This is a genomic window from Bifidobacterium sp. AGR2158 (genome assembly GCF_000424225.1).
Lineage (GTDB): Bacteria > Actinomycetota > Actinomycetes > Actinomycetales > Bifidobacteriaceae > Bifidobacterium > Bifidobacterium anseris.
On record NZ_AUJM01000013.1, the window covers coordinates 1 to 15251 of the forward strand.

13 protein-coding genes, 2 tRNA genes and 1 pseudogene are annotated in these 15251 nt (G+C 62.8%); 3 read left to right on the forward strand and 13 right to left on the reverse strand.

The genetic code is table 11. The annotated features are described in order from the left end of the window. Positions 1–74: 74 nt before the first annotated feature. Positions 75–148 (reverse strand) — tRNA-Pro (locus tag G606_RS0104725). 137 nt (positions 149–285) lie between these two features. Between G606_RS0104725 and G606_RS09960 the strand changes: the two genes are divergently transcribed. Then, positions 286–1536, forward strand: coding sequence for a hypothetical protein (locus G606_RS09960; RefSeq protein WP_051198564.1), 1251 nt, complete (start codon positions 286–288; stop codon positions 1534–1536). 123 nt (positions 1537–1659) lie between these two features. Here the strand turns inward: G606_RS09960 and glgX are convergent, their stop codons facing one another. The 6 genes from glgX to G606_RS0104760 form a co-directional block, all read right to left on the reverse strand. After that, the gene (gene glgX / locus G606_RS0104735) at positions 1660–3804 is read right to left on the reverse strand and encodes a glycogen debranching protein GlgX (protein ID WP_231371418.1); all 2145 of its coding nucleotides are present in this window, start codon (positions 3802–3804) and stop codon (positions 1660–1662) included. 90 nt (positions 3805–3894) lie between these two features. Continuing rightward, positions 3895–4545 carry an NUDIX hydrolase gene (locus tag G606_RS0104740; protein WP_051198568.1) on the reverse strand — a complete coding sequence of 217 codons (651 nt, stop codon included), beginning with the start codon at positions 4543–4545 and terminating at the stop codon, positions 3895–3897. Further along, positions 4535–5455, reverse strand: a complete 921-nt coding sequence (locus tag G606_RS0104745; RefSeq protein WP_026644985.1) for a Nif3-like dinuclear metal center hexameric protein — start codon at positions 5453–5455, stop codon at positions 4535–4537. Before G606_RS0104745 ends, G606_RS0104740 begins: the two co-directional genes overlap by 11 nt. 87 nt (positions 5456–5542) lie before the next feature. Further along, positions 5543–8374, reverse strand: coding sequence for a DNA polymerase I (gene polA / locus G606_RS0104750; protein ID WP_026644986.1), 2832 nt, complete (start codon positions 8372–8374; stop codon positions 5543–5545). A gap of 119 nt (positions 8375–8493) precedes the next feature. Further along, positions 8494–9285, reverse strand: coding sequence for an ANTAR domain-containing response regulator (locus G606_RS0104755; protein WP_442852241.1), 792 nt, complete (start codon positions 9283–9285; stop codon positions 8494–8496). A gap of 98 nt (positions 9286–9383) precedes the next feature. Then, positions 9384–9980 carry an NUDIX domain-containing protein gene (locus G606_RS0104760; protein WP_026644988.1) on the reverse strand — a complete coding sequence of 199 codons (597 nt, stop codon included), beginning with the start codon at positions 9978–9980 and terminating at the stop codon, positions 9384–9386. A 689-nt stretch (positions 9981–10669) separates the two neighbouring features. Between G606_RS0104760 and G606_RS0104765 the strand changes: the two genes are divergently transcribed. Together G606_RS0104765 and G606_RS09965 are read left to right on the forward strand one after the other, a co-directional pair. Then, on the forward strand, positions 10670–11041 hold the full coding sequence (locus G606_RS0104765) for a hypothetical protein (RefSeq protein ID WP_026644989.1): 372 nt from the start codon (positions 10670–10672) through the stop codon (positions 11039–11041). Between the two features lie 12 nt (positions 11042–11053). Next, a pseudogene (locus G606_RS09965) lies at positions 11054–11233 on the forward strand (hypothetical protein); the annotation flags it as partial. Between the two features lie 268 nt (positions 11234–11501). Here the strand turns inward: G606_RS09965 and G606_RS0104775 are convergent. The 6 genes from G606_RS0104775 to G606_RS0104800 all read right to left on the reverse strand — a co-directional run bounded on the left by G606_RS0104775 (position 11502) and on the right by G606_RS0104800 (position 15232). Then, positions 11502–11852 carry a hypothetical protein gene (locus tag G606_RS0104775; RefSeq protein ID WP_026644990.1) on the reverse strand — a complete coding sequence of 117 codons (351 nt, stop codon included), beginning with the start codon at positions 11850–11852 and terminating at the stop codon, positions 11502–11504. A 1-nt stretch (position 11853) separates the two neighbouring features. Continuing rightward, positions 11854–12141, reverse strand: coding sequence for a hypothetical protein (locus tag G606_RS0104780; protein ID WP_231371419.1), 288 nt, complete (start codon positions 12139–12141; stop codon positions 11854–11856). An 8-nt stretch (positions 12142–12149) separates the two neighbouring features. After that, positions 12150–12377 (reverse strand): hypothetical protein, encoded by a 228-nt coding sequence (locus tag G606_RS0104785; protein ID WP_155802780.1) that lies wholly within the window; start codon positions 12375–12377, stop codon positions 12150–12152. A gap of 81 nt (positions 12378–12458) precedes the next feature. Further along, a tRNA-Leu gene (locus tag G606_RS0104790) sits at positions 12459–12535 on the reverse strand. A gap of 150 nt (positions 12536–12685) precedes the next feature. After that, positions 12686–14128: a pyruvate kinase gene (gene pyk, locus G606_RS0104795; RefSeq protein WP_026644993.1), complete on the reverse strand. Its 1443-nt coding sequence runs from the start codon at positions 14126–14128 to the stop codon at positions 12686–12688. Positions 14129–14248: 120 nt separating this feature from the next. Beyond that, entirely contained in the window at positions 14249–15232 is a 984-nt protein-coding gene (locus G606_RS0104800; protein ID WP_026644994.1) for a TerC family protein, read from the reverse strand. Positions 15233–15251: the final 19 nt, after the last annotated feature.

The following is a 15251-nucleotide window of genomic DNA, read 5'->3' on the forward strand; positions in this document are numbered from 1 at the left end:
CGGCAGGAACGGCCGCTGCCCCTTGGAATCATTGCAATGAGGCCATCCCCACGGGATGGCCTCGAATAAGGAAGTCGGGCTGACAGGATTTGAACCTGCGACATTCTGCTCCCAAAGCAGACGCGCTACCAAACTGCGCCACAGCCCGTCGCGCCCGAACACCCATCCATGAAGACCGCAGACCGCCATCTTCAAAGACAACCGTCTTCAGGCACAAGATGAAATAATACCATGCCTTGCGGCCACCTCGTTACAATGTGGAGTGTCGTACCGGAAAGGGAAACCATGAAACGTCATCAGAGGGCCGAATCAGCCGGCTTAATCTCGTTCTTCTGCTGCGCGGTGGTTGGAGGCCTCGCCATCATGGCCTATCTGCGCTGGGCACCCGCCATCTGGCAGCTGTCCCAACGTCGATTCATGGCCGCGGCCGCACTCGTCGGAGCCTGCGGCGTCGTCTCGTTCGTCATCGGCTACACACACCGCATCCGGATGCTCAACGAACACGTCATGTGGGCGATCCACCTGCGCCGCTCCTTCGAAATCTTCGCACTGTCCTTCGTCTACGCGGTCACGCTGTTCCTGACCAGCTACACGCTGTTCTGGGTACTCAACTCGATGATGGGCAAGGTCATCTTCGAAATGTACCTGCCGGCGCTCACCGCGACCTTCGCCGGGGTCTGCGGCTACCTCACCTTCGTGCAGGCCGAGCTGATGAACGCGAAGACGCTCGCGTCGCTGCTGCCGTTCTTCGTCATCGCCGGCGTCGGCACCGCCTGCTCGACGACGAACGACCCCCACTGGTTCCGCAACAACTTCTCCGAGCTCGGCGACCGCACGACCTTCGCGGCGAGCATGTTCAACATCACACTCGTCTTCGGCGGCCTGTCGATCATCATCATCACCTACTTCGCGATCTCCGAACTCATCGCCACCTACCAGGTCGTGCGCCCCAACGGCTCGGTCGGCATCCGCACGCCGCAGGTCTCCTACCACATCCCCCGATTCAAGGTGCGCATCACGCTGCTGTCAATCCTGCTGACGCTCTCCGGCATCGCGTTCATCGGCATCGGCACCTTCCGCTACACGCCCCACCCGATCCTGCACAACGTGTTCGCCCGCGGCATGCCTTGCGTCATGTTCGCGCTGCTCATTACACTCCCCTGGCTCGCGCCGCAGCTGAGTCGCGCGTTCTTCGTCATCTCCGACATCGCGATCCTCGTCTGCGTCATCGCCGGCATCTCCTGGCTGCAGGGCGAGAACACGCTCACGAACGTCGAAGCGCTCGCGGCGATGTTGTTCCTCGGCTGGTTCATCGGCTTCTCCCGGCAGATCGCCGCGATTGAGGCGGATCGCATCCAGCAGCAGCTCATTGCGCACGAGGTCGTCAACACCGCCAAGCTCGACGATCTGATCAGCGACGAGGAGAGCGCCGGCTTCAACACCGTCCTGACGGACACCAATTCGCCCGTGCTCGCCGCGCAGGCCGACACTGACCAGCATCGTCGGCAGGTCGCCTCGCAGCTCGCCCGGAACTAGTCCGTGCATCGCGCGTCCCGCTATGGGAACGCCCCCGACATCAAATGGATGTCGGGGGCGTTCCCATAGCGGCGGAAATACATGGCCGCACGAGCGCAGGTACACCCGTCGCAGGCGGCTGCCTCAGTCGAAGAGCAGGTCGCCGTCCGCCTTGTCGTCGCTCATGAGCAGCAGGAAGCTGCGCGACTGCGCGGTGATCGCGAACCCGGCCTCGTAGTTGAGCTCCGGGCCGTCCGGGTTGTGCGTGTCGACGACGAGCTTCCATTTGCGGCCGTAGCGTTCATCCGGCAGCGTGAACATGATCGGCTCGTAGTGCGCGTTGAAGATGAGGATGAAATCGTTGTCGACGATCTTGTTGCCGTACCAGTCGGTCTCGGGGATGTCGCCGCCGTTGAGGAACACCATGATGGACAACGCGTGCGCGTTCTGCCACGCCTCGAGATCCATGATCGCGCCGTTGTGGTCGAACCATTCGACCTGCGGCAGCGCATCGGCCGGCATGTCCGCCTCACGGCCGGTGAAGAAGCGGCGGCGATGCAGCACCGGATGCTCGAGGCGCAGATGGATGAGCTTCGAGACGAATCCGAGCATATCGCGCTGGTAGTCCTTGAGGTTCCAATGCGTCCACGAGATCTCATTATCCTGGCAGTAGCCGTTGTTGTTGCCCAGCTGCGTGCGGCAGACCTCGTCGCCGCCGCAGATCATCGGGATGCCCTGGCTGAACAGCAGCGTCGAGAACATGTTGCGCATCTGGCGGTGCCGCAGCTCGTTGATGTCGCGGATTGTCGTGGGTCCTTCGACGCCGCAGTTCCACGAGCGGTTGTTGTTTTCGCCGTCGCGGTTGTCCTCGCCGTTCGCCTCGTTGTGCTTGTTGTTGTAGCTGACAAGATCGTTCATTGTGAAGCCGTCGTGCGCCGTCACGAAGTTGATCGACGCCACCGGCTTGCGACCGTTGTGCTGGTAGAGGTCGGAGCTGCCCATGATGCGGCTGGCGAACTCGGGCAGCGTCGCCGGCTGGGACCGCCAGAAATCGCGCACGCAGTCGCGGTAGCGGCCGTTCCACTCCGACCAGTTCGGCGGGAAGCCGCCGACCTGATAGCCGCCGGAACCCAGATCCCACGGCTCGGCGATGAGCTTGACTCGGGAGATGACCGGATCCTGTTCGACGATGTCGAAGAACGCCGACAGCTTGTCGACCTCCTGGAACTGCCGCGCGAGCGTGGCCGCGAGGTCGAAGCGGAAGCCGTCGACGTGCATCTCCTGCACCCAGTAGCGCAGCGAGTCGGTGATCAGCTGCAGCGTGTGCGGGGAGCGCATGAGCAGCGAGTTGCCGGTGCCGGTCGTGTCGAAATAGTGCAGCTTGTCGTTGTCGACGAGACGGTAGTAGGACAGGTTGTCGATGCCCTTGAAGCTCAGCGTCGGTCCCTTGTCGTTGCCTTCGGCCGTGTGGTTGTAGACGACGTCGAGGATGACCTCGATGCCGGCGGCGTGGAACGCCTTGACCATCGAACGGAACTCGTTGACCTGCTCGCCGCGCTGCCCTTGGCTCGAATACGCGTTGTGCGGGGCGAAGAAGCCGATCGTGTTGTATCCCCAGTAGTTGCCCAGCCCCTTCTCCTGCAGGAACGGGTCGTTGATGAACTGGTGGATCGGCATCAGCTCGATCGCCGTGATGCCGAGCTTCTTGAGGTAGTCGATGACGGAGGGGTGCGCGAGTCCGGCGTAGGTGCCGCGGATCTCCGGGGGCACGTTCTTGTTGAGGTTCGTCATGCCGCGCACATGCGCCTCGTAGATGACCGAATCCGAATACGGAATGTTCGGATGTTGGTCGTTGTCCCAGTCGAAGAACGGGTTGATGACGACCGATTTCATCGTATGCCCCGACGAGTCGAGGTCGTTCATGTCGTCCGGGTTGTCGGCGTCGTTGAACCAGTAGGAGTAGAGGCTCTCGTCGCCGTCGATGTTGCCTTCGATCGCCTTCGCGTAGGGGTCGAGCAGCAGCTTGTTCGGGTTGCACCATTCGCCGTTATGCGGGTTGTACGGTCCGTACACGCGGTATCCGTAGCGCTGTCCGGGCTGGATGCCGGGGATGTAGATATGCCATACGAACGAGTTCTGTTCGGTCAGTTCGACGCGGGTCTCGTTGTCCTGCTCGTCGAACAGACACAGTTCCACCTTCTGTGCCATGCGTGAGAACAGTGCGAAATTGACTCCCGCCCCATCGTAGCTTGCGCCGAGCGGGTACATGGATCCAGGTCTTGTCTGCATGTTTTCAGTATGGCACATCCGCGCAGCATCCTCATGAGTTTCGTTCACTGGATAGTGTCGAGGCCGCGCATATGGCGTCCTCGACACAGGTCACGCGCTCAGGCGGCGGATCCGCTCGTGCTGGATCGCAATGATCGAGTTCGACGCGGTGATCGGCAGCGTCAGCAGCGTCCGCCAGTCGACCCATGCCGATTCGACGTGCTCGTCGGTGTCGAATCGGCACTCCCCCTGACTCCATTCGCGCAGGTGCAGTACGGCGATGTGCGCGAGTTCGTCGGTCATGCCTTCCGACGAGTAGTAGGAGCCCGCGTCGTCGATATCGACGTCTTCGGCGACGACGCCGGTCTCCTCGCGCAGTTCGCGCAGCATCGCATGCCGCGGATCTTCGCCGACGTCGATGAGTCCCGCCGGCAGCCCGATCGTCGTGATGTTCGACCCGGCGCGGTATTCGCGTTCGACGAGATAGCGGTCCGTGCGCACGTCGTGCACGAGCATGACGACGCAGGGCGCGTGCACGACGACCTGCCGATGGATGAGCGTCTCGCTGCCATCGTTGCGCGTCAACGCCACCGTGCGGTCCTCGACGGCGAAGATCGCGCCGCGGTATTTCGTCTCGCTGTCCACGACGCGCGCCGGCACGTCCATGTCGATGCCGTCGGACGTGGCGTCGAACAATGCATCGAGCCGCACGACCCGTCCGTTGTCCCGATATGCGGCATTGCGTCCCTGTTTAGCGGCCATCGGCGTCCCCCATCGTGAAATTCGCGCCCAGCGACAGGTCCCACGGATCGGTGTTCGCACGGTTCCAGCGCACCTGCGGACGCGAGCCCGTGGCGAGTTCGACGGCGTTCGGCACGTCCTCGAGCGCATAGGAGAACCACAGCGATTCGATGGCGCTGTGCGGCGTGTTGATGAGCGCGGGACGCATATGGCCATCGCCGTGTCCGAGCAGCACGCCGTCGCGGCGCATCGCCGCCTCGTACAGACTTTCCTGCAATTCGTCGGTCGCCGGATGGTGACGCAGGTCGCTCGTGACGTAGACGTCGACGCCGAGCGCGTTCACCTCGTTGAACATCGAATCGCCCGATCCGGGCAGCACGCCCACGGTGCGCACCGGCGCGTCGAGGTCGCCGGCGACCTGGATGCCGTAGCGGGTGGCCGGCAGCGCATCGGCGACGCGCTCGGCGAAGGCGCGCAGCGTCATCGGCTCGGGAAGCCGACCCACCCTGCCGAGGCCGACGGCGTGCGGCGTGCTCGCGTCGTCGATAGGCACCATCGGCGTCTGGTCGATGAGGCCGAACGCGTCGGCCGCGGCCATGCCGACGCCACGCCAGGCGGCGTCGGCGTTCGTATGGCCGACCCACAGCGCGCAGTGTCCCCGGTAGAGCCGCGAGACGATCTCGCCGCGGAACGTGCGCCCGGAGACCTCATGCACGGCGCGGAAGAACAGCGGATGATGGCAGACGAGCAGCTGCGCGCCCGATTCGACCGCGTCATGTACGACGTCCATCGTCGGATCGGCTGCGAACACGATTGAATCGGCCGGGTCGGTGAGATCGCCGACGATGAGTCCCGGATGGTCCCATGCTTCCGCGTATCGCAGTGGATACAGCGTCTCGAGCACATCGATGGTCTGCTTGAGGTTAGCCATGAAGCTTCCTTTCCGTAAGTTACTGCTTATTTTGAAGCTCAATCAGGCTCCTCCACACCGCGGAGGAGCCTGATTAAGGGATGGCGCTCAGTGGGCGGCGCGCTGCCAGTCGGTGCCGACGCCGGTGGAGACGTCGAGCGGGACGGCGAGGTCGACGGCGTGCTCCATCGCATCCTTGATGAGCGGCGTGACCTCGTCGACCTCGCCGGCGGCGAGCTCGACGACGAGTTCGTCGTGGATCTGCAGGACGATGCGGCTGGCGAGCTTCGCGTCGCGCAGCGCACGGTCGGCACGGATCATCGCGATCTTCATGATGTCGGCGGCAGAACCCTGGATCGGCGCGTTGAGCGCCCCGCGCTCGGCGGCGTCGCGGCGCTGCCGGTTCGGCGAATTGAGGTCCGGGAAGTAACGGCGGCGCCCGAAGATCGTCTCGGTGTAGCCGGTGCGCCGTGCGTCGGCCACGAGCGACTCGAGGTAGTCGTGTACCTTGCCGAAGGTCTCGAAGTACTGGTCGCGCAGCTTCGTCGCCTCGCCGGTCGAGATGCCGAGCTGCTTGGACAGGCCGTAGGTGCTCAGTCCGTAGGCCAGGCCGTAGCTCATCGCCTTGACGCGGCCGCGTTCATCCGGCGTGACCTTGTCGACAGGGATGCCGAAGACGAGGCTGGCGACGTAGCGGTGGAAATCGGCGCCCGACCTGAAGGCCTCGATGAGCGCCTCATCGCCGGACAGGTCGGCCATGATGCGCAGCTCGACCTGCGAATAGTCAGCGCTGAGCAGGTCGACGAAGCCGTCGCCAGGCACGAAGCCGGAGCGGATCTCACGGCCGTCGGCGTTGCGGTTCGGGATGTTCTGCAGGTTCGGGTCGACCGAGCTCAGTCTTCCGGTCGCAGTGACCGTCTGCGTGAAGGTCGTGTGGATGCGGCCGTCCTTCGGGTCGATCGCGTCGATGAGCGTCTCCACGATCTGCTTGAGCTTGTTCGTCTCGCGGTGCCGCAGCAGCGCGCCGAGGAACTCGTTCGCCTTCGAGCCCTCCTCGCTCGCCGCGTACAGCGTCTGCAGCGCGGCGGCGTTCGTCGTGTACGAACCCTTCTTCGTCTTCTTCGTCGGCGTCAGCCCCATCTCGTCGAACAGGACGACGCCGAGCTGCTTGGGGCTCTGCAGGTTGATGCTGCGTCCGGCGGCACGTTCGGCGACAGCCTCCATCTGCGCGGATTCGTCGGCGAACTGCGTGTGCAGCTCGTCGAAGCGCGCGCGGTCGACGCTTGCGCCGGTGCGCTCCATATGGAACAGCACACGCGATGTCGGCAGTTCGATGTCGCGCAGCAGCGGGTACTGCTCGCGTCGTTCGAGTTCGGGTGCCAGCCTGCGTGCGAGGGAGGCGACGACGACGGCATGGTCGATGCAGCGCTGCGCGTCATCGGTGTCATCGGCGTCGGTGTCGTCTTCGAATCCGAGGGTGCCTTGACGGGGCTTGTCGTCGCGCTCGTCGAGGTGGACGTCGAGGAAGTGGGCCGCGCATTCCTCGAGGGTGCCGCCTTGGAAGTCGGGATCGATGAGATAGCCGGCGAGGTTGGTGTCGAACAGCACGTTGGGGCAGCTCAGGTCGACGGCGGCGAGCATGTGCAGATGCTCTTTGAAGCCGTGGACGCTCAGGCTGCCCGCGTGCGTGTCAAGCAGTGCGCGCAGCGTGTCGTGGTAGCGCGGGTCGTGCGGGTCGAAGGCGACGGCGTGGGCGCCGGCCATGATGGCGGCCACGCGCGCGGCGGCATGGCCGGGTTTGGCGTCGCCGTCGATGTACAGCGTCCATGAGCGGCGCACGGCGTCAGCGCACCGGTCGCTTTGCCGGTCGTATTCGGCGGTGACGTCGAGGGTGTAGTCGGGTTGGTCGGTGGTCGCGTCGGCCGGCGGACAGTACTGCTCGATCCACATCGTCAGCGACGCGGTGTCGGTGAGCGTGTCGACGAGCGGTTCGACGATCGCGGGGATTGCCGACGGTTGCATCCGTGCGGCGTCCGTCGCGGTGTTGAAGGTCGTGAGCAGTTTCGTGCGTGTGCGTTCACCGAACTGCAGCTCCCCAAAGAGTCGTTCGGTGAGGTCGGCGTCAGCGCGGCCGTAGCCGAGGTCGTCGATCGTCACACCGAGGTCGAGGTCGCGCACGAGGGCATTGACGCGGCGGTTGAGACGGACCTGGTCGAGGTTCTCGCGCAGCGCCTCGCCTTTCTTGCCGCCGATTTCGTCGGCGTGTTCAATGATGGCGTCGAGGCCGCCGTACTGGTTGATCCATTTCGCCGCGAAGCCGTCGCCGACGCCGGGCACGCCGGGGATGTTGTCGGAGGTTTCGCCGCGCAGGGCGGCGAGGTCGGGGTATTGGTTCGGCGTGACGTGGTATTTGGCTTCGACGGCGGCCGGATCCATGTGCTTGAGGTCCTTGAAATGGTAGCCCGGGTAGAGCACGGTCACATCGTCATCGATGAGCTGGAAGGAGTCGCGGTCGCCGGACAGGACGAGGACGCGGCAGCCGTCGTGCTCGCCCATTGTCGCGAGTGTGGCGATGACGTCGTCGCCTTCGTATCCTGGTTTTTCGATCCAGCGTATGCCGAGCGCGGTCAGCGCCTGCTGGATGAGCGGCAGCTGGCTGAGGAGTTCTTCGGGCGCCGCTTCGCGCGTGCCCTTGTATTGGGTGAGCAGTTCGTTGCGGAAGGTGCCTCCCTTGACGTCGAAGGCGATGCCGATGCGGTCGGGATGCTCGGTTTCGACGACTTGGCTGAGCATCGTGAGGAAGCCGTAGACGGCGTTCGTGGCCTGGCCGTCCTTCGTGCTGAAGTTGTCGACGGGAAGCGCGTAGAACGCGCGGAAGGCGAGCGAATGTCCATCGACGACGAGCAGTGTGGGACGCGAGGGGGTTGCTGAGGATTCCATAAGGGTCCGATCATGTGGGGTGGATGGATGTGGAACGGTGCGGGTCGTCCTGAAACGACGTCGCGGGTGTACGATCCCTCTGCGGGATCGCGCACCCGCGACCTGCGTGTGGCGTGGCTTCAGTCGTTGTCCTGATCGTCCTCGCCGTACTTTTCGATGATGGCCTGGGCGAGACGCTTCTTCGGGATGCGCTGGTCCATCGACGTCTTCTGAATCCAGCGGAACGCGCCCTGTTCGGTGAAGTTCGCCTTGTCCATGAGCAGCCCCTTGGCCCGGTCGACGAGCTTGCGCTCCTCGAGCGTATCCTGTGCCTTCTTGAGCTGCTCCTCGGTGTCCTTGAGCTTCTCCTGCGTGTCTTTGAGTTCGTTCTCGCTGCGTTCGACGCTGTCGAGCAGCTCGTTGATCTCGGCGAAGCGGCCCATCGCGACGGCGAGCGCTGGCAGCAACTTCGACTCCTCGTACGGCTTGGTCACGTAGGCCATTGCACCCGCGCCGATCGCCTGCTTGACGAGGTCGATCTGCGAGAAGGCGGTGAGCATGACGACCGGCGCGATGTTCTCGTCGCAGATGACGCCCGCAGCCGTGATGCCGTCCATGTGCGGCATCTTGACATCCATGCACACCACGTCGGGTTTGAACTCGCGGGTCAGGGCGATCGCCTCTTCGCCGTTGGCCGCTTGGCCGACGACGTCGTAGCCGTTGTCCTCAAGCATCGCGACGAGGTCCATGCGGTTGACCGATTCGTCCTCGGCGACGACGACGGTCGGCTTGCGGCCTTCCGTCTTCTTGTCCTGCGCCTGTTCGGCCTTGCTTGCCGCATCGCCGTCGGCGGCGAGCGTGTCCAGCTCCTCCTCGGTGAGGACCTCTGCTTCGTGTTCCTTGTCCATGTCCTGTACAGTCATCCGTCCCATGTCTCTTTCGCTCGGCGCCCCAACGGCGCATTTGTCCTTATGCAGTATAGCGCAGGTCATCGCGCGTCCAGGACGGCACGCCTGCGCGGCAAATCCGGTCAGCTCTGGACCATGTGGTTCGGCGACTCGTAGACACGCTGGATCGCGATGATCGACTTCGCGTCGAGAATCGTGCCGTTGAGCACCATCTTGTATGCCTCCTCGGGCGTGAAGTACCGCACCGACGAGCGCAGGTCCTCGGGTGCCTGTTCGGGGGACGCGGGCGTCAGGCCGGATGCGAAGAACAGCGCCGTGTACTGCGTCGAGTAGCTCGGCGTGTTGATGAAGCGGCAGAACTGCGTCAGGTGCGCCGCCGTGTAGCCGACCTCTTCGATGAGCTTGCGCTGCGCGACGTCCGTGGGCCGCTCCCCCTGCTTGATCGCGTGCCCCGCCGGAATCTCCAATGTCCAACGGTGCACGGCGACGCGGTACTGTTCGATGAGCGGGATCAGGCCGTCGTCGGTCAGGCCGATGACGCCGACCGAGTCGCCGTTGTTCTTGTGCAGGATGTAGCGGTCGAAATGGCCGATGTCGCGCGAATCATAGGACACCTGGTCCACGGTGAAGTAATGGCCGCCCAACACGGTCTTGCGCGACTCCTCAACTACCGGCGCCGCACGCCACGGATCAAAACGACGATACGTCTCCTTGCCCATGATGGATGCTCCTTTCGGGTACGAAAACACACTTCTTCCATTGTATACGGCAGCCGTCGGCGACTTCCCGCACAGAGGAACCGTCCGCGCACGATCAGCAACGTCGGCCTGTGCGGTGCCGTTGACGCCGCCGCTGATTATATCCGCGAAGCTCCCCACATCGCGAGCGCCGCCCCGTCCATGCACGCAGACCTGAGTCGGCGCCTCTCCCCTACGCCAGCCGACTGGTGTCGCGACCGGGGTCGGGTGCCGAACCGTCAAGTATCCTCGAATCGTTTTCCGGCGGCCCTTCTTCGTTACCGTCAATACAGCATTCCTGCCCTATTCCTAAGAAGATTCCTAAGAAAGCAGGCAAGACACGGGTTTCCGAATAGTCCAAGTATCCGGAAAACCCTCTGCCGGAGCAGCTGCGCACATGGGAGACATCATGGGGGTACGGATCGGTAGTGGGCGTGGCGTTCGCCCTCGGCATCGCCGCGAGCGCGAAAAACGATTTTGGAATCGACGACGCCGCGGCAAAGTAGAGTATCCCCCCTACGCGTTCCCTCCACATCACATCGGAATCAACAGACGGCGGCGTCGACGACATGCGGCCGACGGCTCTTGACGACGTCTGTCCATAATCAATCGGACATGGCAATCATCGCTTCCCACAGCCGATTACAATGTCCAGTGGAGGAGGTGGCAGGATGATGAAATGCGCTGATTTCGAAGCATTCTGCAGGGAATCCAAGGATATTTCAGTCGGTGACCTGTCGACAGCGTATTTCAGGTCCCAAGGTGTCGGTTTCTTCAATATAGAGGACGATTCCATCAACGTCACCGGTAAAGAGCTACAGCGTTGGATGCTATGGTGCGTCTACTACGGAAGGCCGAAGGAAGAGTACCCACTCGCCGAGACCCTGACGTGTCATCGCCCCCCTTCGTTGCCCCTCTCACCGAGGCTTGATTCCGTAATGGGTGCGCTGTTCGGCCATGGCACCGCCGCGAGCGCGTGGGTGGCATGGTCGTCGCTGATCGTGTTCGGCTGCACGATCATCGCAGCGGCATGCTCACGGTAGGAGGCACGAAACATGACTGAGTATTATCTGGGTGTCAAACAGGTCGCCGAGCGGCTCGGCATCACCAGCGGCGGCCTGCTTAACCTGAAACTGCCGGAACCGGACGTGATGATCGGACGCACGCGCGAATGGAAACCGGAGACGATTGACGCATGGAACGCCGCACGTCCCGGACGCAGCGTCGGCGGGGGGACGTCCCTGCAAGCATGCCAACTGAGCTGTATCGATGCTGTCGTGGCAATGCTGCAGGCAGCGTTTGGCGACGACTCTCCATGATCGGTCGGACCGTGTACTCGTGTGAGCGTGGCTCTCGCCCTCGTACTGCTCATCGCCGTCGGATGCTCCTGCTGATTCCGTGTTCGGCTCGGTGACGCAGCGGATGTGCTTGAAGCGTGCGACGGCATTTGCGTTTGCGAAGGCGGATTGCAGTGGAATAGTTTCAGCGGTTTCCCTGAACCCGTTATTGGCTCTCGGAAACCGCTTCCGCTATTCTTTTCAACGTATTGTCGTAGTCGATGAAACGCATATGCTCCAGATGGCACTGACGCGTTGTTTGACACGAGTCCAGATGGTATCGGAGCGGATCGCGTCGAGGAACTCGTTGCCTTCCATGCCAACGGCCGATCTCGGCGCGGGCGATGGACTTTCCACTCATCCGTGCAATGAAGGTGTCCGTAAGATTGGCCTGCCTGATCAGATTGATATGGTAGGCGGCCGTCTCGAACGGATGCGTCTCGTCCATGAACACCGTCGCGTTCAACGGTGCGGGCGAATCCCCCACCATGATGAGTATGTGCTGAATCGGATCCATGTCACGACGCAATGGTGGATCCGTCTTTCTTCAAGAGTTCTTGGCAAATATCATCGGCGTACGAACCCTTTTCAAACCATGGCGAGCTCATCATCTCATGCACCAAATGCGTGGGTGGCACTATGCCAGACGTTTTGCAAGCCTGCATCGCGAAGTCGAATCCAGCGGCGAACCCACCGGCGATAGCCGTGGCGTCCAATAGTTCGGCCTCCCTGTATCGTTTGTGGTCCTCAAGGATCTTCACGAACTTCCCCAGCAACAGGTCATCAGGTGTCGTCCCTCTGGGCATGATAATCTTCATTCCATGGATAGATGCTGGCGATGCACTTCTTTTTTGCCGAATGCAATAATCGTGGCGAATCCATCCACGGTTAACGTTCGCAATGCACCAATCCTATCCTCTCGTGCTTTCTCGCAGGAGCCGTCCAGCAGATGCTTGAGATGCTTGACAGTCAATTCCGGCAGGTCGTGATCCTTGCGCAACCATCGGGAAACCGGCATCGTTTTCCCGAAGGAAGCGTCCACAACGTGTCCAAACATGCGGACGCCACACATGCGTGAAGCCGGTGATCGTTGATGTCCCAACAATCACCGGCTTCATTCGCTTGGTGCCCCCGGTGGGACTCGAACCCACACTATACAGATTTTGAGGCTGTCTCCTCTACCAATTGGGATACGAGGGCGTCGCGGCGCGACAAAATTCAACTATACCATAAAATCACGCGGCGCGACACGCGGATACAGCGAAGGCCGTTCCCGCCGCGACAGCAGTCGCAACGGGAGCGGCCTTCACAAGCGTCGAGCGCACATACGCCCATCGGCCGGAGAGGGAATCAGTCGCAGGCACCGACGGTGTGCACGTAGATCGAGTCGGTGCGGCCCGGCTGATGATCGCCCTGAGCGGAGCTGAGGACGACGATCTTGTCGCCGTTGGAGACCTTGCCGGCGGCGCGCAGCGCCTTGTCAGTGAAGGTCATCAGATCCTTGCGGGACATGTCGTGATAGTCCTCGTCGAGCAGGATGCCCTCGGTGCCCCAGCTGAGCGCGAGCCAATGGTAGGTGTGCTCATTCGTCGTCAGACCGTAGATCGGCGTGGCCGGACGTTCGCGCGAGACACGATGGACGGTCGAACCGGTCTGCGTGTAGGCGACGATCGCCTTCGCGTTGAGCTTCTCGGCGAGGTCGACGGCGGCCGAGGAGACGGCGCCGGTGCTCGACATGTCGAGATCCTTGAGCTTCGGGATGCGGTCGAAGCCATGCTCGGTCGCATAGCCGGAGATGCGGGCCATCGTCTTGACGGTCTCGGTCGGATACTCGCCGACGGCCGTCTCGTTCGAGGTCATCGTCGCGTCCGCGCCGTCGAGGACGGCGTTCGCGCAGTCGGAGGCCTCGGCGCGCGACGGAACCGGGGAATGCACCATCGAACCGAGGACCTCGGTGGCGACGATGACCGGCTTCGCGTACTGGCGGGACAGCTCGATGCAGCGCTTCGTGACAAGCGGCACCTCTTCGAACGGCATCTCGACGGCCATGTCGCCACGGGCAACCATGATGCCATCGAAGACCTTGACGATGTCCTCGAGGTTCTCGACCGCCTGCGGCTTCTCGATCTTCGCGACGATCGGGATGCGGCGGCCCTCCTCGTCCATGATCTCATGAGCGCGGTCGATGTCGGTGGCGAAGCGGACGAAGGACATCGCGATGATGTCGGCGCCGGTGCGGATCGCCCAACGCAGGTCGTTCTCGTCCTTCTCGGTGAGCGCCGGCAGCGAGACGGCGACGCCCGGAAGGTTGATGCCCTTGTGGCTCGAGACCGGGCCGGCCACGACGACCTTCGTGTAGACGTTGTTGCCCTCGACCTTGGTCACCTCGAGACGGACCTTGCCGTCGTCGATGAGGATCGGATCGCCGGGATGGCAGTCGCCCGGCAGACCCTTGAAGGTCGTGGACGTGATGTGCTCGTCGCCCTCGACATCATCGGTCGTGATGATGAACTCCTGGCCCTCCTTGAGCAGGACCTTGTCCTCGCCGTCGGCGTTCTTCTTGAACCAGCCGCAGCGGATCTTCGGACCCTGCAGGTCGACGAGGACCGCGACGTTACGGCCGGTCGTCTTCGAGGCCTGGCGCACGTTGTTGTAGACGCGCAGGTGGTCCTCCGGGGTGCCGTGCGAACGGTTGAGACGTGCGACGTCCATTCCCGCCTCGACGAGCGCGGTGAGGTTCTCAAGGGATTCAGTGGCCGGACCGATGGTATCTACGATCTTTGCTTTGCGCATGGTGCCTACCTATTCTTTGTGATTACTTTTCGGGACGAAGCCCGAACGCCGGTTCAAGCTTACAACACCCGCCGCCGCGTGTTGCGCTTCGGGACGATTTTTCTTGTGAGCGATAACACCTCACCGCGCCTTCTGCTCGAGGCTGCGCATCTTGAGCACGCTGAACAGCGCCGACAGGCCGATCGCGAGCACGATGACGGCGAGCGACATCCACGTCGGCACCTCGGGCACCATCGTCAGCGGCCGGCCATGGTTGATGAACGGCAGCGTGTTGCCGTGCAGCGCCTCGAGGATGAGCTTGACGCCGATGAAACCGAGGACGACCGACAGGCCGACCGGCAGGTAGACGAGCCTGTCGAGCAGCGCGCCGAGCAGGAAGTACAGCTGCTGCAGGCCCAGCAGCGCGAAGACGTTCGACGTGAAGACGATGAACGGGTCCTTCGTCAGGCCGAAGATCGCCGGAATCGAATCGAAGGCGAACATGACGTCGGTCGTGCCGATTGTCAGGAACACGAACAGCATCGGCGTCCAGTACCGCACGCCGCCCTTCGTGACGCGCAGCCGTTCGCCGTCGTACTCGTTGGTGATGTGGCTGACTCTGCGCAGCAGACGGATGAGCGCGTTCTCGTGGAACTCCTCGTCATCGTCCTCGCCGCGGGCGACCTTGACGGCCGTGTAGATGAGGAACGCGCCGAAGATGAAGAACACCCAGGTGAAGCGCTGCACGAGCGCGGCGCCGACGAGGATGAACACGCCGCGCAGCACGAGCGCTATCGTGATGCCGACGGACAGCACGAACTTCTGCAGCTTCTTGGGCACTGCGAAGTTCGACATGATGATGACGAATACGAAGAGGTTGTCGATGCTCAGCGAGTATTCGGTGAGCCAGCCCGAATAGAACTCGATCGCCGGCTTCGATCCGGCGACCCACCAGATGAGGCCGCCGAAGACAAGCGCCATCGCGACGAAGAACGCGATGTGCTGCACGCATTCCTTCGTCGAGGGCACATGCGGGCGGCGTCCGAGGACGAACAGATCGACGATGAAGAAGACGGCGAGCACGACGTACGTGCCGACCATGAAGGAGACGGGTGTTTCTGCCATAGCCTCCCAGCTTACGGAG